Source organism: Roseovarius sp. AK1035 (genome assembly GCF_003288315.1).
Lineage (GTDB): Bacteria > Pseudomonadota > Alphaproteobacteria > Rhodobacterales > Rhodobacteraceae > Roseovarius > Roseovarius mucosus_A.
The window spans coordinates 988,125-1,006,476 of record NZ_CP030099.1 but is presented as its reverse complement, the minus strand read 5'-3'; the positions used below and the strand labels follow the sequence as shown (position 1 = coordinate 1,006,476).

19 protein-coding genes are annotated in these 18,352 nt (G+C 58.9%); 4 read left to right on the top strand and 15 right to left on the bottom strand.

The window, feature by feature from the left end; genetic code table 11:
* Positions 1 to 120: 120 nt before the first annotated feature.
* The 4 genes from RAK1035_RS04875 to ectA are packed head-to-tail and all read right to left on the bottom strand — an operon-like array spanning position 121 to position 3,851.
* Complete coding sequence (locus RAK1035_RS04875) at positions 121 to 1,557, bottom strand: aspartate kinase (RefSeq protein ID WP_008282640.1); 1,437 nt, start codon at positions 1,555 to 1,557, stop codon at positions 121 to 123.
* A 35-nt stretch (positions 1,558 to 1,592) separates the two neighbouring features.
* The gene (locus RAK1035_RS04870; RefSeq protein WP_008282639.1) at positions 1,593 to 1,985 is read right to left on the bottom strand and encodes an ectoine synthase; all 393 of its coding nucleotides are present in this window, start codon (positions 1,983 to 1,985) and stop codon (positions 1,593 to 1,595) included.
* A gap of 5 nt (positions 1,986 to 1,990) precedes the next feature.
* Positions 1,991 to 3,283, bottom strand: a complete 1,293-nt coding sequence (ectB, locus tag RAK1035_RS04865; protein ID WP_008282638.1) for a diaminobutyrate--2-oxoglutarate transaminase — start codon at positions 3,281 to 3,283, stop codon at positions 1,991 to 1,993.
* A gap of 49 nt (positions 3,284 to 3,332) precedes the next feature.
* Positions 3,333 to 3,851, bottom strand: a complete 519-nt coding sequence (gene ectA, locus RAK1035_RS04860; protein ID WP_008282637.1) for a diaminobutyrate acetyltransferase — start codon at positions 3,849 to 3,851, stop codon at positions 3,333 to 3,335.
* Positions 3,852 to 4,037: 186 nt separating this feature from the next.
* Between ectA and RAK1035_RS04855 the strand changes: the two genes are divergently transcribed.
* The gene (locus tag RAK1035_RS04855; RefSeq protein WP_008282636.1) at positions 4,038 to 4,574 is read left to right on the top strand and encodes a MarR family winged helix-turn-helix transcriptional regulator; all 537 of its coding nucleotides are present in this window, start codon (positions 4,038 to 4,040) and stop codon (positions 4,572 to 4,574) included.
* A gap of 60 nt (positions 4,575 to 4,634) precedes the next feature.
* Here RAK1035_RS04855 and RAK1035_RS04850 read toward each other — a convergent pair whose 3' ends face one another.
* The 3 genes from RAK1035_RS04850 to ahcY all read right to left on the bottom strand — a co-directional run bounded on the left by RAK1035_RS04850 (position 4,635) and on the right by ahcY (position 7,056).
* Positions 4,635 to 4,976, bottom strand: a complete 342-nt coding sequence (locus RAK1035_RS04850; RefSeq protein WP_008282635.1) for a DUF2853 family protein — start codon at positions 4,974 to 4,976, stop codon at positions 4,635 to 4,637.
* Positions 4,977 to 5,145: 169 nt separating this feature from the next.
* Positions 5,146 to 5,637: a DUF922 domain-containing protein gene (locus RAK1035_RS04845; protein WP_008282634.1), complete on the bottom strand. Its 492-nt coding sequence runs from the start codon at positions 5,635 to 5,637 to the stop codon at positions 5,146 to 5,148.
* A 30-nt stretch (positions 5,638 to 5,667) separates the two neighbouring features.
* Positions 5,668 to 7,056, bottom strand: coding sequence for an adenosylhomocysteinase (gene ahcY / locus RAK1035_RS04840; protein WP_008282632.1), 1,389 nt, complete (start codon positions 7,054 to 7,056; stop codon positions 5,668 to 5,670).
* 234 nt (positions 7,057 to 7,290) lie between these two features.
* Between ahcY and RAK1035_RS04835 the strand changes: the two genes are divergently transcribed.
* Positions 7,291 to 8,148: an FkbM family methyltransferase gene (locus tag RAK1035_RS04835; RefSeq protein WP_254683688.1), complete on the top strand. Its 858-nt coding sequence runs from the start codon at positions 7,291 to 7,293 to the stop codon at positions 8,146 to 8,148.
* 30 nt (positions 8,149 to 8,178) lie between these two features.
* Positions 8,179 to 8,772, top strand: a complete 594-nt coding sequence (locus tag RAK1035_RS04830; protein ID WP_008282630.1) for an HD domain-containing protein — start codon at positions 8,179 to 8,181, stop codon at positions 8,770 to 8,772.
* Here RAK1035_RS04830 and RAK1035_RS04825 read toward each other — a convergent pair.
* The 5 genes from RAK1035_RS04825 to cysQ all read right to left on the bottom strand — a co-directional run bounded on the left by RAK1035_RS04825 (position 8,769) and on the right by cysQ (position 13,448).
* Positions 8,769 to 9,800: a glycosyltransferase family 2 protein gene (locus RAK1035_RS04825; RefSeq protein ID WP_008282629.1), complete on the bottom strand. Its 1,032-nt coding sequence runs from the start codon at positions 9,798 to 9,800 to the stop codon at positions 8,769 to 8,771. The two genes, RAK1035_RS04830 and RAK1035_RS04825, sit on opposite strands and share 4 nt — an antisense overlap.
* 36 nt (positions 9,801 to 9,836) lie before the next feature.
* Entirely contained in the window at positions 9,837 to 10,820 is a 984-nt protein-coding gene (galE, locus tag RAK1035_RS04820; protein WP_008282628.1) for a UDP-glucose 4-epimerase GalE, read from the bottom strand.
* A 21-nt stretch (positions 10,821 to 10,841) separates the two neighbouring features.
* Complete coding sequence (locus RAK1035_RS04815) at positions 10,842 to 11,735, bottom strand: UTP--glucose-1-phosphate uridylyltransferase (RefSeq protein ID WP_008282627.1); 894 nt, start codon at positions 11,733 to 11,735, stop codon at positions 10,842 to 10,844.
* A gap of 113 nt (positions 11,736 to 11,848) precedes the next feature.
* Entirely contained in the window at positions 11,849 to 12,649 is an 801-nt protein-coding gene (locus RAK1035_RS04810) for a 3-deoxy-manno-octulosonate cytidylyltransferase (RefSeq protein WP_008282626.1), read from the bottom strand.
* Position 12,650: 1 nt separating this feature from the next.
* Positions 12,651 to 13,448 (bottom strand): 3'(2'),5'-bisphosphate nucleotidase CysQ, encoded by a 798-nt coding sequence (gene cysQ, locus RAK1035_RS04805; protein ID WP_008282625.1) that lies wholly within the window; start codon positions 13,446 to 13,448, stop codon positions 12,651 to 12,653.
* Between the two features lie 134 nt (positions 13,449 to 13,582).
* Between cysQ and RAK1035_RS04800 the strand changes: the two genes are divergently transcribed.
* Positions 13,583 to 14,404 carry an ABC transporter permease gene (locus RAK1035_RS04800; RefSeq protein WP_008282624.1) on the top strand — a complete coding sequence of 274 codons (822 nt, stop codon included), beginning with the start codon at positions 13,583 to 13,585 and terminating at the stop codon, positions 14,402 to 14,404.
* Between the two features lie 8 nt (positions 14,405 to 14,412).
* On the opposite strand, the gene RAK1035_RS04795 is transcribed toward RAK1035_RS04800, so the two are convergent.
* The 3 genes from RAK1035_RS04795 to RAK1035_RS04785 form a co-directional block, all read right to left on the bottom strand.
* Complete coding sequence (locus RAK1035_RS04795; protein WP_008282623.1) at positions 14,413 to 16,032, bottom strand: DUF4139 domain-containing protein; 1,620 nt, start codon at positions 16,030 to 16,032, stop codon at positions 14,413 to 14,415.
* A 98-nt stretch (positions 16,033 to 16,130) separates the two neighbouring features.
* Entirely contained in the window at positions 16,131 to 17,408 is a 1,278-nt protein-coding gene (locus RAK1035_RS04790; protein ID WP_008282622.1) for an amidohydrolase family protein, read from the bottom strand.
* Entirely contained in the window at positions 17,408 to 18,352 is a 945-nt protein-coding gene (locus tag RAK1035_RS04785) for an ABC transporter permease (RefSeq protein ID WP_008282621.1), read from the bottom strand. Before RAK1035_RS04785 ends, RAK1035_RS04790 begins: the two co-directional genes overlap by 1 nt.

Genomic DNA, 18,352 nt, shown 5'->3' with positions numbered 1-18,352 from the left:
AGGTCTCGGCCATACTGGCCCGAATAAAACCACCTTACGCCAAACGCGCGGCAGCTCCAAACAGAGACTGCCGCGCATTCGTTTCAAATTGTGCTCAGCGCACTCTGGGGATGGCCGCGCTCAGGCGGCCTTTCTAGGGAGGTGGGTCACCTCGCTTTCGATCAGAGCGCGGTGCAAGGCGGCGATTCCCGCCTCCATCTCCTTGGCTCCGAGGACGAATTGAACATCCACGCTGCGCGGTGTCTGATGGGCGGCGATCACCTCGATCCCGGCATCTTCTAGCGCTGCCAGACCGCGGCTGAGTACCCTGAGCCCACTCAGATCACGCCCGATGGGCGACACCAGAGACAAGGTGCGCGCAGAGACCTTGGCCGAGGGGTAAATCTCTTCCAGATCACGCGCCACGCGCCGGACAACCTTGAGCGACGCCTGCACATAATGCGTGATCGTATTGGCGTTCGATGTCTTGGATACGATCCAGACATTGTGCCGCTTAAGCGCCTCCAGAATGGCCGCGTCATAGCCTTTGACGCCGACCATATCCTGTTCGAACAATTCCAATGCCACGACTTTGAGGCCGGTCACGATCTCGACGCTTGGCGTATCGGTCGGCTGATCGTCGATCAGCGTCCCCGGATCGCCCGGATCAAAGGCATTCGTTACCCGCAGCGCCACATCGGCCTGTCGCAGGGTCTTGGCCGCCTTGGGGTGAATCGCCTCCATCCCCAAATTCGAGAGCTGATCGGCCACGTCGTAATTGGTATGGCCCAGCTTGCGCACAGCGTCCGCCCCCACAAGGTTTGGATCCGCGGACGAGAGGTGAAATTCCTTGTGGATGATCGCCTCTTTCGCCCCTGTCCATGCGGCAATAGTGGCGAATGTGACCTCGGAATAGCCCCGGTCAAACTCGCGCATCAGCCCTTCTGTGCATTGCGCATAGCCCGTGACAATCGGCATTTCGCTGGATAGATCCACGTCACGCAAGCCTGCGGCGATCCGTTCTGACAGGTCATGCTCTGTCTCGTCGCGCCAACCGCTCAGGTCGATGAATCGCGCGTTGACGCCGGCCCGCTGCAACAAAAGCGTGGTGACAAAGGCAGAATGCGATTCCCCCAGACCCGAGAGCAATTCACGGATGACCAGCATGTGGTCGCTCAGGCGGAAATGGCCATAGGAACATAGCCGCTGCAGATCAAAGAGGCACGACCGCGCCCCCTCGATCCGCTCGCGCACGAACTCGTCCGCCATGCTGCGATCACCCGGATGTTCCAGAATATCCCCATGTGCCTCGCGCATCGCGCGACCCACCTCGGTCAGCGCATCAAGCCAACCGTGATCATCATCCCCGTTGGCAAATCGCGCATAGACCCCCGGTGTGCCGGATTTCTTGTGCTCCAACAGCTTGTTGGTGATCCCGCCAAAGGCCGAGACCACAAAGATGCGATGGTAAAGCGCGGCACCTGTCCGCTCTCCGATAAAGAGCGTTCCAAGCAACTCGTTCACGCGGCTCATGGATGTGCCGCCAATTTTTTCGACGGTATGGTCTGGAAATGTCATATCCCTCTATCCGGGTTTAAACCCGGACCCTTTTGTCAGGCGCTTTCCAGCGCGTAAGAGCCATCGGCCTGATGCACCTCTTTGCCTGTCACCGGCGGGTTAAAGCAGCAGGCCATGACAAGCTCTTCGTCTGCGCGCAGGATGTGGCGATCATGCTTGTCGAGCGCATACATCACGCCCGGCTTGATCTCATGCGTCTCGCCGGTGGCGATGTCCGTGATCGAGCCTTTGCCCTGCATGCAATAGACGCTTTCAAAGTGGTTCTTGTATTCGAACGTATGTTCCGAACCCGGCTCCAGGAAAGTGATGTGAAATGAAAATCCCATCCCGTCATCGGCCAGCAGCATCCGCACGCTCGACCATTGCGCATCAGAGACCACGCGCTCGCGCTCTTGCTCGATGATTTTGTTAAAGTCTCTCACAATCATTTCCGTTACTCCGCTGCAAGTTTATGTGTCTGTGTCACGTCGCGCGCTGCTTCTTCGAGGATGCTCAGCCCCGATTTCAGGGTCGCTTCGGGCGTTGTCAGGGCGGCAAGCACCTTGACCACCTCATCATGGGCACCCGATGTCTCGATGATAAGCCCTTTTTCAAAGGCTCGGGCACAGATAGCCGCTGCGAGTGTGCCGTCACCCACATCGACCCCCTGCATCATGCCGCGTCCTTTGAGACGGGCACCGGGGATGCCGTCCGCGATCCGAATCAGCGCGTCACGCAGAATTTCGGATTTTGTAGCGATGGATTTCTGGAACGCATCGTCCTTCCAGAATTTTTCGATCGCGACACGCGCGGTGACAAAGGCATGCGTGTTGCCCCGGAATGTGCCGTTATGCTCGGCCGGGCCCCAGATATCATGCTCGGGCTTGATCAGGAGTGCGGCAAAGGGCAGGCCCATGCCGGAAAAGCTCTTGGCCATCGGGATGAGATCAGGCTCGATCCCCATCTCCTCAAAGCTAAAGAAGGTGCCCGTGCGCCCGCAGCCTGCCTGAATGTCATCTACAATCAGCAGCGCCCCGTGTTCCTTGGCCAAGCGGGCCACGCCCTGCATAAAGGCGGTGGACGCGGCATTGAGCCCACCCTCGCCCTGTACCGGCTCTAGAATGAAGGCTGCCGGGGCATCGACGCCGCTGGACGGATTGCCCAGCATTTCCTCGATGATCCTGAGGCTGTCTACATCCGGCCCGAACGCCCCTTCATAGGGCATATGCGTGGTGCCACAGAGCGATCCACCGCCCGCGCCCGCGCGTTTGCCCGCGTTACCGGTGCAGCTCAGCGCGCCCATGGTCATGCCATGAAACCCGTTGGTAAACGCGATGATGTTGCGCCGACCCGTCACTTTGCGCGCCAGCTTCATGGCCGCTTCGACCGCGTTCGTGCCGGTCGGGCCGGTCATCATCACCTTATAATCCATGCCGCGCGGCTTTAGGATGATATCCTCGAATGCGCGCAGGAAATCAGCCTTGGCATCCGTGTGCATATCAAGGCCATGGGTGACCCCATCAGCGGTGATATGGTCGATCAAGGCCGCCTTCATGTCTGGGTCGTTGTGCCCATAGTTGAGCGACGAGCACCCGGCGAGAAAGTCGATATAGGTGTTGCCCGACGCATCGGTCATCTCAGACCCCTGCGCCTTGACAAAAGCGGTGGGAAAGCTGCGGCAATAGCTGCGCGCTTCGCTTTCGCGACGGGCAAAAATTTCCAGATCGGCTGACTTGTCAGTCGTCATAACGTATTCCTTCATATGATTGGGGAATGGGCGGGCAGGGGCCTGAGGATCAGGCCGCCTTTTTCATCCGCTCTTTCATGGCAATTGTGACCATGTATTCGGTGTCGTGCAGATCGTTGAAATGCAGCGATTTCGAGAAGTACGGCGTGCTCGACAGGGCGCCGTCGTTCAGATCGCTGAACTTGCGGAACAAGGCCCAGCTGCCAGCATTGTCGCGCGTGATCGTGGTTTGCACGCGGGTCACATCCTTGCAGACGTCACGCGACAGAAGCCCGCGAAGCATCAGCGTGCCCAGACCCGTGCCGCGTGCCTTTTCCGATACGGCCACCTGCCACACAAAGAGCGTTTCAGGATCGTCAGGCAAGAGGTAGCCCGAAACCCAGCCGACAACTTCACCACCCATCTCAGCTACGATGCAGGTGTCGCGGAAATGATCGCATTGGATCAGGTTGCAATACATCGAATTTTCATCGAGCGGCTTGCACGCCTGAATCAGCTCCCAGATCGCCGCGCCATCCTCTGACGAGGGCTTGCGCAGGGTTGGTAGGGCCTTCCGAAACATTTCCATCGCATGTCGCATCGCTGTGTGACCTCTCTATTTGCTTCGTAGAACTAAATATATTAAACAGGCCTATAAATCAACCATGCGCGTGTGAATTTATAAAATTCGCCATTTATTGCCAAAATACCTTATTTTTTCGGATAAAATACCCTATATATTTAATTAGCGAACTAAATTAGTTTCTCAGGAGGAATGAAATTGCAATTGAGCGACAGCTTTGCGACCATTACAGCCATCACCAAAGGGGCTCGTATGGACCGCACAGACCAAAGCTTGATCGCCCTGCGTCGCATCCTGCGCGCAACCGAGATTTATGGGCGCAAGCTCGCTTCTGCTGCCGGGCTGACAGCGGTTCAATTCCGTGTTCTTCAAATTGTGGCGGAGCGGGGCAATTGCACCGCAACCCATATCGCCCAACAGATGCGGGTGTCTCAGGCGACCATCACCGCTTTGGTGGACAAATTGGTGAAACATGGCGTGGTGACGCGGGAAAAATCCCAGACCGACCGTCGGCAGACGAACATCGTCATCACCGATGCGGGCCACGAGACCATTCGTCGTGCCCCCGACGCGCTGCAACAGCGCTATGTGCGCAAGTTCGAGGCGCTCGCGGATTGGGAACAGGCACAGCTTGTGGCATCGCTCGAGCGGGTTGCCACCCTGCTCGATGCCGAGGATATAGATGCGGCTCCAGTGCTCGATACAAGCGACTTTCGCACACATTCCTGAGCCACAAAAAAGAACACCCACCAAGGGGCGGGCGCTCTGACATTCGGTGGGATCATCGCCTCAGCGATAGACGGCTTCCTTGCCGAAATGCTTGGTCAGCATGTAATAGACCACAGCGCGATACTTGTTACGCTCGGATTTGCCATAGGTCTCGATCACCTGATTGATCGCATCCATCAGCGCCGGGCTATCGGCGAGGCCCAGTTTCTTGACGAGAAAATTCGTCTTGACGGTTTCAAGCTCTGCCGGTTGGCTGCCCGCAATTGTCGAGGCATCTGCGTTGTAAATTGCAGGACCACATCCAATGGTTACCTTCGTCAGCAGGTCCATATCCGGTTCCATCCCGCATTTATTACGCAGATCATCCGCGTATCTCACGATCAGGTCGTCACGCTTTCCCATCAATTCTCTCCCATTTTTCCGGCAAACGGCCGGCCCATCGTTTCAACAAGCCCCACAAATGACGCTCCGGGCACGATAGCCGGGGATTTTTTCCGGACAAAGGGAAATTTTCCAGAACGCTCCCCTTGGGCGAGTCTTCGGACCAATACCGCTTCTGGCGGTGCCGAACCTATCTCAGCACCACACCTTTTTTGCGTCCGTGGTCTGTGGTCTTGTCAAATTTGACGTCGATGGCGTTATACTTCTTGAGGATCGCATCGCCGCCTGCGCACCCGGCAGCCTCGATTTCTTGGGCGGCTGCAATGCCGTGACGCCCGTGCTGGCGTTCATGCTCTGTAAGCGCGGCCAGCATGGCATCGAATTTCGTTCGCACTTCGGCGGGCATTTTAGCGGGGTTTTTGTGCTTTGGCAGCGTGATATCGACTGTAACGCTCAGCTTGCAATCGCCGGTCCAGCGTACGTACCAATCTGTAAAGGCCCAGAATCCTTTCGGACCTTTTTCGTTCATCTCCTGCACCAACCCTGCAACTGACGTGGCAGAGACCGCGTAGGTCTTGATGGTTTCGGTGACTTTGGGTTTGGCGTGCGCTGTCGATAGGCCGCCAAACCCGAGTGCAAGGCCAAGGGCCAAGACACCGATATCAAAAAAATTCTTCTTCAATATCGGTCTCCTGTCCAATGGCTGATTAGATCAATACCGGTAGTGCTCTGGCTTGAACGGGCCATCGGTGCCAACACCGATGTAATCCGCCTGATCCTGCCGAAGCTGCGTTAGCTTCACGCCAATGCGATCAAGATGCAAACGCGCGACTTTCTCGTCAAGATGTTTCGGCAGGACATAAACCTCGTTGCCGTATGCGTCGCCCTTGGTCCAAAGTTCGATCTGCGCCAACACCTGATTGGTGAACGAGGCAGACATCACAAAAGACGGGTGGCCCGTGGCATTGCCAAGGTTCAAGAGCCGCCCTTCGGAGAGCAGGATGATCCGATGACCCGAGGGCATCTCGATCATATCGACCTGATCCTTGATGTTGGTCCACTTGTGGTTCTTGAGCGCAGCAACTTGGATCTCATTGTCGAAATGGCCAATATTGCCGACGATCGCCATGTCCTTCATCGCGCGCATATGCTCGATGCGGATCACGTCCTTGTTGCCGGTGGTGGTGATGAAAATGTCGGCGGTGTCGATCACGTCTTCCAGCACGACCACTTCGAACCCGTCCATCGCCGCCTGAAGCGCGCAAATCGGGTCCACTTCGGTGACTTTCACCCGCGCTCCGGCCCCACTCAACGACGCGGCAGAGCCTTTGCCCACATCGCCATACCCACAGACGACAGCCACTTTGCCTGCCATCATCGTGTCGGTGGCGCGGCGGATACCGTCCACAAGGCTTTCTTTGCAGCCATATTTGTTGTCGAATTTCGACTTGGTGACAGAGTCGTTCACATTGATCGCGGGAAAGGGCAGTTGCCCTTTCTTGTGCAGATCATACAGACGATGAACGCCGGTGGTGGTTTCCTCGGACACGCCTTTGATCTGGTCGCGCACCTTTGTGAACCAACCGGGGCTCGCCTTCATCCGCTTGGCGATTTGCGCCTTGATCACTTCTTCTTCTTCCGAAGCGGGAACCGGGATGATGTCTTCGCCAGCCTCTGCGCGTGCGCCCAACAGAACGTAAAGCGTTGCATCGCCGCCGTCGTCGAGGATCATGTTCGGGCCATCTGCGAACATAAAGGATTTGTCGAGGTAATCCCAATGTTCTTCAAGGGATTGACCCTTGATAGCAAAGACCGGCGTGCCGCCTGCGGCAATCGCCGCTGCTGCGTGATCCTGCGTCGAGAAGATGTTGCAGGAGGCCCAACGCACATCTGCGCCCAAGTCCACCAGCGTTTCGATCAGCACAGCGGTCTGGATTGTCATATGCAAAGAGCCCACGATCCGCGCGCCTTTGAGAGGTTTGGCCTCGCCATATTCCTTGCGCAGGGCCATCAGCCCCGGCATCTCGGTTTCCGCAATGTCCAATTCCTTGCGCCCGTATGCCGCGAGGTTGATGTCCTTTACGATGTAATCTTTTGTCATGTTGGGGTGGTTCCTTGCATGAGAATTTTGCTAGGCAGATAGCACTCACTCCCCCTTTGGGCAATGCGCGATTCGCCCGCCAGCCCTGCTGGATAGGCCCTGGCACAGATCTGCCTGCGCTGATTGTTTTAGGGTTTGCGCCGCGCGTACGCTTTGCCTACCTCTGTCCCCATGACTGCACAGAGACATCTCACCTTCTCCAGCCCGGCCGCGCGGGTACAATATGCTCTGTTGATGGGCCTGTTCCGTTGCGCCGTGACGCGCGGGCTCTATGGACGCTTTGCACGTGGTCTTGGAAAGGTTTTTGATCCCAAGAACGCGGTGATCCTGCATGAGGCCGGTGCTGCCCCTTATCGTATCCTGCTCAATGATGGCTATTGGACCCGCTTCGCGCTTTATCTTGCGCCCTACGAGCCCGAGGTCGATTCGGTGTTGCGCGCCGCCTCTGGGGCCACGCCGCTGTTTTGCGACCTTGGCGCAAACATGGGCTATTGGACCACCCGCGCGGCACCGCTTTTTGAGCGTGTGATCGCGGTCGAGGCGTCGGCGCGCACATTCGAGCGGTTGCGTGGTAATGGAGGCACGCTCTCCAATGTCACGCTCCATCGCGCGGCGATCCATGCAAGCTCGGGTCAGGTGCTGACCTTTGTCAACACGCATCTCAGCCATGCCTCTGCCCGGCTGATGGGCGACCTGCCAGCAAACGCGCAGGATCAAACCGAAACAGTCACAACGCTTGCCATTGACGATCTTGTTCCGCCCGGCACTGCCGCACTGATCAAGCTGGACGTAGAAGGAGCAGAAATTGCGGCCATTTCAGGTGCCGCCCGCGCCATCGCCGAAGGATCGGTTCTGATCTACGAGGATCATGGCAACGATCCCGCCTGCACGGTCAGCGCGCATCTGCTGGCGCAGCCCGGTCTTAGTGTCTACTCCAGCGAAAATGGCCTGATTGCGATGCCCGATCTTGCCACGATACGGGCGCTCAAGAGGGACCCGTTCAAAGGGTATAACTTTGTTGCGGCGCACATGGAATCGCCCTTGCTGGCGCAGATCATTCAGAGCTTTGCAAAATCGGCCAAGCCGCGCTAGGCAGGATCGTCCAACATTTCCGGAGGCCCAATGCCCAAACCCCGCGCCTGGCAAAAGATGCTCTCGGGTCGGCGGCTTGATCTGCTTGATCCCACGCCCGTTGATATCGAGATTGAGGATATTGCCCATGGTCTCAGCTTTGTCGCCCGCTGGAATGGACAGACATTGGGTGATTTTGCTTATTCCGTGGCAGAGCATTCCTTGCTCGTGGAAAGGCTCTATTCCCGCCTGACGCCCGCTTCACCTGCCAAGTGGCGGCTGGCGGCGCTGTTGCACGACGCGCCGGAATACGTCATCGGTGACATGATCTCGCCGGTCAAGAACGCGGTCGGGCCTGGCTATGATGAGCTCGACAAACGGCTTGCGGGGGCCATTCACATTCGCTTTGGCCTTCCTGCGGCCATCCCACCCGCGATCAAGAAACAGATCAAGCAGGCAGATAAGATCAGCGCATGGATGGAGGCCACGGAAATCGCAGGGTTTTCAGTGGCAGAAGCAGACCGTTTCTTTGGCAAGCCTGATCCGGCGCTCATGCAGGGTCTTAGCATCACACTCCGCCCCCCTGTCGAGACGCGGCAGGACTATACTGCGCGCTATCAGGTGCTCATGGCCGAGATGGCCTAAATCCAGCCGCCGCGTGACATGAGGCCCATGGCCTCTAGCTGTCGCCATCCGGTCAGGCGTGTGGATGCCTCACTCCACAGATCCGGATCGCCCTGCAACGCTTCGTAATAGCCGTCATAGAGACTGCTATTGGCAAAATGCTCTTGCCGCGCCTGTTCTTCGGCAGAGCGTTCGATCACGGTGTTGAGAAACTTGCTGTGCAGCAGGATACCCGAGGTCAGCTCGCCCCCGCCTGTGTCATAGACATGGTTGAGGCGTCGCGGCAAAAGCGAATGCGCGGAACTCACATAGGCATATCGCCGATTCCATTTCACGAGCGGCACCTTGCCCATGGTCGGCGCGCGGCGTGGATCGCTGGCAAAAAACATCCGGGCACGCGGGCCCCCCTGAATCCAGAGGCTGTGCAAATCTACCTTGCGCCGCATCCCATAATTGCCGCCATCGAACCAGCACAGCGCCTGAAACGGGTCTATTCCAGCCTGATAAGGGTATTCTGACAGGCGACCCTTGGGATACATATCCAACATCATCGCACCGAATGAGCGGCGCTTTTGCCCATCCAGCCATTCACAGAGCGCGGGAAGCGGGCGCGTGTCGTGATAGGGATAGATCAGGCATTCATCGGCATCGAGGGTCAGGCACCAATGGCCATGGCCATATTTCATTTGTAGCCACGTCAGCCAATCTACCCCAAAGCGTGACAGCTTGTAGCTGTGCGGCGTGCTCCAGAGCGAGACATCGGGTTGTGCGGCCAGATAGTCGCGCGTGCCATCGTCACTGGCATTTTCGACAATAAGGAAATGCCGCACCCCCAACCGTCGGTGATGGTCCAGGAAATAGGGCAGGCGCAGCGCCTCGTTGCGCACCGTGCTGAAACACAGGATATCGCCGGGCCTGATCTGGGCGGTTTCGTCACGAACACAGCGCAATTGCCGCCGTTTGCGAAAGCTGCGCCAGAGCAGGCGCCTTCGCTTCCACCGCAGGCGATAGGCCATCGCCAGATCGCTGATACTGTCGCCTCTGCCCATGCGGTCCCCGTGATCCCCCAATCGGCAAGGTCAGCGCTATTTGTCGTAATGTCCAGTCTGATGCCAGCGCCACGCGTCCCCGATCATCTGCGCGAGGGTCGAGCGTTTTGGCGTCCAGCCCAGTTCTGCCGCGGCACGAGTCGAGCCTGAAACAAGCCGCGTGCAATCACCGGGCCGCCGTTGCCCTTCCACGACTGGCACGGCGCGATTGGTGACGGCGGCGGATTGGTCAATCACTTCGCGCACCGAAAACCCCGAGCCGGTCCCAAGGTTGAAAATGCGGCTTTCCTTGCCAGCCTCCAGCCATTTGAGGCCCAGAACATGCGCGTCAACCAGATCACTGACATGCACGTAATCCCGGATACAGGTGCCGTCAGGCGTGTCATAGTCAGTGCCAAAGATCGTCAGCGCATCGCGTTTGCCCGCAATCGCATCCAACATCAGCGGGATGAGATGGGTTTCGGGTTGGTGAAATTCGCCAATTTCACCTTCGGGGTCGGCACCGGCGACGTTGAAATACCGGAAAATCACATGGCGCAGGCCAAATGCGGCCCCGAAATCGCACAACATATCCTCTATAGCGCGCTTAGAGGCGCCATAGGCATTGATCGGCGCTTGCACACATCCTTCGTCAAGCAAGACGTTGTCCTGATCGCCATAGGTTGCGCAGGTCGAGGAGAACACGAAATCGAGACAGCCTGCCGCCACGGCGGCCTGAATCAAACAAAGCGATCCGGCAACGTTGTTGTGCCAATAAAGGCCCGGATCGCGCATGCTCTCGCCCACTTGGCTGAGGGCCGCAAAATGCATCACGGCGGCGGGCCGATAGGTGGCAAACACCTGATCGAGCCGCGCGCGGTCGGTCAGGTCGCCTTGCTCGAAGGGGCCGAATTTCACGGCGTCCTGCCAGCCGGTACACAGATTGTCGTAGGTGACCGGCGTATAGCCTGCCGCTGCCAATGTCTTGCAGGCGTGGCTGCCGATATATCCCGCCCCGCCCGTTACCAGAATATGCGTCACCGCAGGCCCTTTCGTGGTGTCTTACTGAGCTGCTTTTTCAGAATGAACCACGTCCGAGATGTAATTCCAAAGCTCATCCCGCAGATCATCGCGCGCCAGAGCAAAGGCAACGGTGGCCTGCAAAAACCCTGCTTTAGAGCCACAATCAAAACGCTGCCCCTGGAAGCGGAAGCCATAGACTTCTTCACCGTCTTCACGCGCGGCGTCAATCGCATCGGTCAGTTGGATTTCTCCTCCGGCCCCGGCCTGTTTGCGATTCAGTTTCTGCAATACGGTGGGGGTCAGGATGTAGCGCCCAATTACCGCAAGATTTGACGGGGCCGTGCCCGCCGCAGGTTTTTCCACCATGCCCTTGGTCGATACGATGCTTCCCATATCCTCTTTGATATCAAGGATACCGTAGGATTTTGTCATGGCATCCGGAACCTCCATGGCCGCCACGATATTGCCCTGCGTTTCTTCAAAGGCCTCGACCATCTGCGCAAGACACGGCTTTTCAGCCGCGATCACGTCATCGGGCAGGATCACGGCAAAAGGCTCGTTCGAGATCAGCCGCCGCGCGCACCAGACAGCATGGCCCAAGCCAAGCGGCTTGTGCTGGCGCATATAGGCCACTTCGCCACTGTCCATATTGGTGGATTTGAGGATTTCGAGCAGGTCGTCCTTACCCTTGCGGCGCAATTCGGCCTCAAGCTGCGGCGCGTAGTCGAAATAATCCTCAAGCGCACCTTTGCCGCGCGAGGTGATGAAGATGAATTCCTTGATCCCAGCGGCGCGCGCCTCGTCTATGGCGTATTGCACCAAAGGGCGATCGACCAGCGTCATGATTTCCTTGGGCACCGATTTCGTGGCTGGCAGAAATCGTGTTCCCAGACCGGCGACCGGAAAGATTGCCTTGGTAACTTTGCTACGCATGGACTGCTCCTAAGATACTTTTTTTCACCTTACACAACAGCGCTGCCATTTGCATCGTGTTAAGGGGAAATTTCGCGAAATGTTGCGAATTGGCAGGGTTTTGCCTGTAGTTTTCAGGCCATGCCCATTTCCCGCATCATCGCCTCTATTCGGGGGACATCCTCGGGGTTGTTCAATTCCCAGAATTGCCGCCCCTGTGCTGCGACCTCGACGCAGAGCACGGCGCGTCCACGTTCAAGAAACCGCAACTGCTCGAGCCCCTCTAGCTGCTCAAGCGGCCCCATCGGCCACGTGGCGTAATCACGCAAGGCTTGCGGGCGATAGGCGTAAACACCGACATGGTGGAAAACCGGTGTCGCCTCTTCCGCCTCATAGCGACGAGGGGTGTAGGGGATCACTTCCTTGGAGAAATAGAGGGCGCGCGCCCCCTCTTCAAATACCGCCGTTGTGCCACCGACACGGCCATTGGCGCGGTCGTCGAGAAACCCGTTGAGCGCGCGCCCATCACAGCGCAGCACCGGTGTAGCCACCTCTGCCCCGGTATCGGCGCGCAGGCCGGCGATCAAATCCTCAACGAACCAATGCGGTGTGAGGGGCGCGTCGCCTTGCAGGTTGACGATAATATCATAGCCACCGCCCAAGACATCTAACGCCTCGGCGCAGCGCTCGGTGCCATTGCCGCAGCTCTCCGAGGTCATCACCACCTCGGCACCGAACGCCTCCGAGGCGGCACGGATACGGTCGTCATCGGTGGCCACAACCACCCGGTCGACCCCCTGTACTTGACTGGCGGCTTCCCAAGAACGTTGGATCAGGCTTTTGGCTTCACCCGTGGCACCGGTCAGGGCCACCAGCGGTTTGCCGGGATAACGGGTCGAGGCATAGCGTGCGGGTATGACGATAACGACGCTCATCTCAGGCTCCTTTCAGAACCACGCCGGGGGCAAGGGCGATAAAGAACGGATTGGCAAAGCCCGCTTTGCCATAGCTGAGCGGCTGATGATCCTCGAATTGTACCACCTGGCCACCGGCCCCGGCCAGCACGGCATGTCCAGCGGCGGTGTCCCATTCCATGGTACGCCCCAGACGCGGATAAAGATCGGCCTCGCCGGTCGCAACAAGGCAGAACTTGAGCGAGGAGCCCGCGCTTGTCATGTCTTTGACCGCGTATTTGCCGATATAGTCATCGGTGGCCTGATCCCGGTGCGATTTGCTCGCCACAACCATCAGCGCGGTGTTGTCTGGCTGCGCCACCCGGACGGGGTGCAAAGTGCCGGGCGCATCCATGGAAAACGGGCCTTCTTCCTCGACGGATGTTCCATCAGCCAATGTGTAGAACATGCGCCCTTTGGCCGGGGCATAAACCACACCACGGGTTGGCACGCCGGCTTCGACATAGGCGATATTGACCGTGAAATCACCGCGCCGGTTGATGAATTCCTTGGTTCCGTCCAGCGGATCGACGATCAAAAAGGTTTGGGCGGTCTCGCCATGCGACGTCGCCTGTTCTTCGGTGACAAGCGCAATTTCGGGGAATGCGGCGCGCAGCCCGGCAGAGATGATCGCATCCGCTGCCTCGTCCGCCTCGGTTACGGGGCTTGCGTCGGACTTTACCTTGACCGCGAAGTCATCGGCCTCGTAGATCTCCATGATCTTTGCCCCGGCATCGAGCGCCAATGCGCGCATCACCGAAATCAGCTTGTCATACTCCAAATCGCCGCTCCTTTGCCGCCAAGACGCCACTTTGCGCCGTTAACCGATGGATTATATCTGCGCCCTTATGATACGCTCTCGCAAGGACAGCAAGAAACCCGAACCATAAAATAAGAGGCCATCGGCACCGCGCCATGTTCAAGACCACGCGCCCAAGATCGAGCCTGCACTCGGCAATCAATATTGCCGAACTGATCTACCATGCCGCCGTGCGGGATGTGCGCAAGAGCGATGGCAATGCAATCATGGCGCTGCTCAAGAATATCATGACCGTGATCATCATGGTGATGGCGTTCTACCTGATGTTCAGTGTTCTGGGCCTCAAGGGCAATGCGCTGCGGGGCGATTTCCTGCTGTTCATGATGTCCGGCATTTTCGTATACATCACCCATATCAAGGCGATGAGCGCTGTTATCGGGGCCGAAGGACCGGCTTCGCCGATGATGCAGCATGCGCCGATGAACACGGTCATCGCGATCTGTTCTGCCGCGCTCAGCTCGCTCTATATTCAGGTTCTGTCGCTTTTTGTGGTTCTTTTTGTCTATCACGTGGGCTTTGTTCCGATCAGCATCCACCAGCCCATTCAGGCCTTTGGGATGATCCTTGCGGCGTGGTTCACAGGGATTGCCGTGGGGCTCGTTCTTTTGGCGATCAAGCCGTGGGCACCCGGCTTCGTGTCGATCTTTGCCATGATTTATCAGCGGGCCAATATGATTGCCTCGGGCAAGATGTTCGTGGTCAACACCTTGCCCACCTTCATGATGAACATGTTTGACTGGAACCCGCTGTTTCACATCATCGACCAGACGCGCGGTTTTGTGTTCATCAACTATTTTCCGCACCGAACCTCGCTCGAATATCCGCTATATGTCGGGCTTGCGCTCTTGATGATCGGGCTCATGGCCGAATTCTACACGCGCCAATATGCGTCAAGCAGTTGGGAGGCGCGGCGGTAAACCGCCCGTCAGTGCAGCACCTTACCCTCGGGCCATGTCAGCCGTGTCTTCACTGTGATGGCCTGTGTCTCTTTGGCAGGCAGATCAAAGGTCCATGCCAGAATGCCCCGTTCCCCGTCGATGTCACGCTCAGCGGGCATCGGTTCTGCAGTCCATGTGATCTCCAGATCCTCTTGCTCGGAGACCGGCACGCGGTCGATCAGGCGCAGCGGCCATGCCTCGCCGGTCAGGTTTTCGACGGTGATCTCTACCGTCTCGGTCTGTTCGTTGGATTTCGTCAGAATCCCCCGGTCGCCCTCGTTTCGGTCGCGCACCAGACGGGTCAGGCGCAGACCCTCGATCAGGCCAAAGGACATGTCGGCCTTGTCCCCATCCGCGATCAGGTTCAGCCAGCGTTGCCCAACATAGCGCCCATCAAGATAAAACCGCGCCTCAGAGGTGGGCAAGAGCATCTCGCCGGTGTCATTGGTCAGTCGCGCCATCAGATAGGCGGTCTGATCCAGCATCGGCACGGCTTGGGCCACGACCTCTGCCTTGGTTTCCAACGGGGTCAGCATCAGGCGGACATTATCGGCGCCGGTGGTAACGCTGACAGGGGCGGGATAGCTATAGGTGACAGATAGCCCGTCAAAGCTGGCCACGGCCATGTCAGACGCGGCGGCCTCTGCCATTGGCGCGGCCATAAGCACGGTTTCGGCCTTGCCACGCGCCATGGGTTGGATCGCTTGTGGATCTTCAATCCGCGCAATCCAAGGCCAGATCTGGCCCGGCTCGGTCTGTTCCGATGGGCGCAGGGTCGACAGGGTAAGCGCGATATCCTGCCAATTCTCGCCAGTGGATTGCTGCACGAATGCGCCCCGCTCGATCCTGACCGCGCCGCTGTCGCGCGCCAGATGCAGATCATAGAGCGGCTGCCAACCGGCATTAGGGATGGTGTAGGTCACGGTCAGCGTGCCTTGGGTCTCGGCGTCAGCGGTGATTCCCACGGCAAGCATGGCGCGGGCTTCATCCTCGGGCACCAGCGCCTCGAGCGCTTGACGCGCCGCATCGCGCGCCTTGATCTGGTCCTTCAGGGCACGTTTTGCTGTGTCAGCGCGCCGGGTGGCGGCGGCTTCTGCCTGACGGGCCTCTAGGGTCTCGCTGCCGATCACAGCGCTCAGAGCGCGAAGCTGGTCTGGCGTAAGGGTTGCTGCACCATCGCCCTGACCAATCTGCGCGAGAAAGGCGATGCGCGCACGGGCGGCCTCGGCCTCAAGCTCGATATCGGCAATGTCGTTGCGGGCAAGGCGCAGCGCGTCTTCTATCTGTGTCAGCGTGGCGCGGGCGTCGATCAGCGCGGCGCTTTCGGGGGCGTCGCGTGGCGGCACATAATCGTTGCGGGTGGTAACACCCCCCATGCGCACGCCCTCGACCACAACCCGAACCGAGGCCAGCGGCGTCCCTTGTGGCAGGTCGGCAAGGATAAGGTCATGCTGTCCGGCTGGGGCCGAAAACGCCACTTCACGGGTCACGGTCGCACCTTGCGGATAGAGAATCACGGCGCTGACACGGCTGGAGAGCGCGATATCCTCGGCCACGGCGGGCAGGGCAAGCGAGGCGAGAGGCAGAGCAAGGAAAAGGGCACGCATGGGCAACACTCCTGAACGGTTCGGCACGATGTTCCCGCCTTGTTGCCCAAGGTGCAAGCCTGCCGCGTGGTCATGCCCTGTGATAGGCCGGGATGCGCCTATGCCACCGGGTGCCGCCGCCGCACCGAACCGGCCCGCCCCGAGATCTCTAGCATGGCATCTCCACGCGGCGTGCGCGCTATAACCCGCCCTTTTGACACGACGGCAAGGCGTGCGGCCCGCAGGCGCACCGCCTCAATCGGATCGCCCGCATCAAGCACCACAAGCGAGGCCACGGCACCGACATGCAGCCCATAGCCCTCCAGCCCCAGAATCCGGGCGTTCTCGACCGTTACCATGTCGAAGCAGCGGCGCATCTCGTCGGGGCTCGACATCTGCGCCACATGCAGCCCCATAAAGGCGACGTCCAGCATATCGGCGGTGCCAAGGCTATACCACGGATCGCGCACGCAATCCTGACCCCAGCCTACGGTGATGCCCTGCGCCTGCATTTCCTTGACCCGTGTCAGGCCGCGGCGTTTCGGGAATGTGTCATGCCGCCCCTGCAACATGATGTTGATCAGCGGATTGGGAATCGCCGCCACGCCTGCTTCGGCCATCAGCGGGAGAAGTTTCGAGACATAGTAATTGTCCATCGAGTGCATCGAGGTGAGGTGGCTGCCGGCCACCCGCCCCTGAAGCCCGAAGCGCTGCGCCTCATAGGCCAGCGTTTCGATATGGCGGCTGAGGGGATCATCGCTTTCGTCGCAATGCATGTCCACGCGCAGACCGCGTTCCGCCGCAATCTCGCAGAGTTCGCGGACAGATGCCGCGCCATCTGCCATCGTGCGCTCAAAATGCGGGATGCCGCCCACCACATCGACGCCCATGTCGAGCGCGCGGACCGTATTGGCGCGCGCCGTCGGATCGCGGTAAAAACCGTCCTGTGGAAAGGCCACGAGTTGCAGGTCGATATAGCCTTTGACCTTGTCGCGCACCTCTAGCATCGCCGCCACGCCCTTGAGGCTGTCGTCACAGGTATCCACATGACTGCGGATCGCCAAAAGACCCATCGAGGCGGCCCAATCGCAATAATCGAGCGCGCGGGCGACCATTTCCTCTTGCGTGACGATCTGCTTGAGTTCGCCCCAGAGACCGATCCCCTCCAGCAGCGTGCCAGAGGCGTTGATGCGTGGCAGACCATAGCTCAGCGTTGCATCAAGGTGAAAATGCGGATCGACAAAGGGCGGGCTCACAAGATCGCCGGTCGCGTCGATCACTTGGCCTGCCTCGGCCCCTTCAAGCCGCCCAATCGCCGTGATCCGGTCGCCGGTAATGCCGATATCGGCCACGGTACGATCAGGCAGGGTGCCCCCCTTGACGATCAGATCGAACATCAGCGTTCTCCCTTGTTGAAGGCCACCATCAGGGCGGCGGGCACCTCGGCACGGCGCGACATGACGATAAGAGCGAGGATCGAGAGAACATAGGGCGTCATCAGGAAGATCTGATAGGGAATATCTGCCCCAAGCGGTGTCTGTTGCACCCGGATTTGCAGCGCATCGAAGGCGGCAAAGAGAACGGCCCCCAAGAGCGCCTTGCCCGGTTTCCACGCACCAAAGACCACGAGCGCGATGCAGATCCAGCCGCGCCCGTTGACCATTTCGAAGAAAAAGGAATCAAACGCCGACATGGTCAGAAACGCGCCCCCCACCGCCATCAGCCCTGATCCGACGATAACCGCGCCCATGCGCAGGCCCGTGACAGACAGGCCCTGTGCCGCCACAGCTGCCGGGTTTTCACCCGCCGCGCGCAGGGCAAGGCCCAGTGGCGTGCGGTAAAGCACGAGGCTGACAACGCCCACAAGGATGAAGGCCAGATAGGTCAGTGGCGTCTGCGAAAAAAGCGCTGGGCCAATCAGGGGAATATCGGACAGCAGCGGGATTTCCCAAGGTTGAAACGCCGTGATCTTGGGCGGGCTTGTCACCTCTGGCAGGGCCAGACGATAGGCATAGTAGGTAGACGAGGTGGCGAGAAGCGTCACGCCCAGCCCCACGACGTGCTGAGAAAGGCCAAAGGGCACTGTCAGCAGGCTATGCACCGCGCCAAATCCCATGCCGACGACCATGGCCACCGCGACACCGGGCCAGAGACCCAGACCGGAATAAACCGCCATCCAGCCCGCAAAGGCACCTGCCACCATGATCCCCTCAATCCCGAGGTTGAGAACACCTGCGCGCTCGCAGATCAATTCGCCCAGAGTGGCAAAGATCAGCGGGCTGGCAATGCGGATCGCAGCGGCCCAAAAGCTGGCAGAGAGCAGGATGTCGAGAATGTCCAT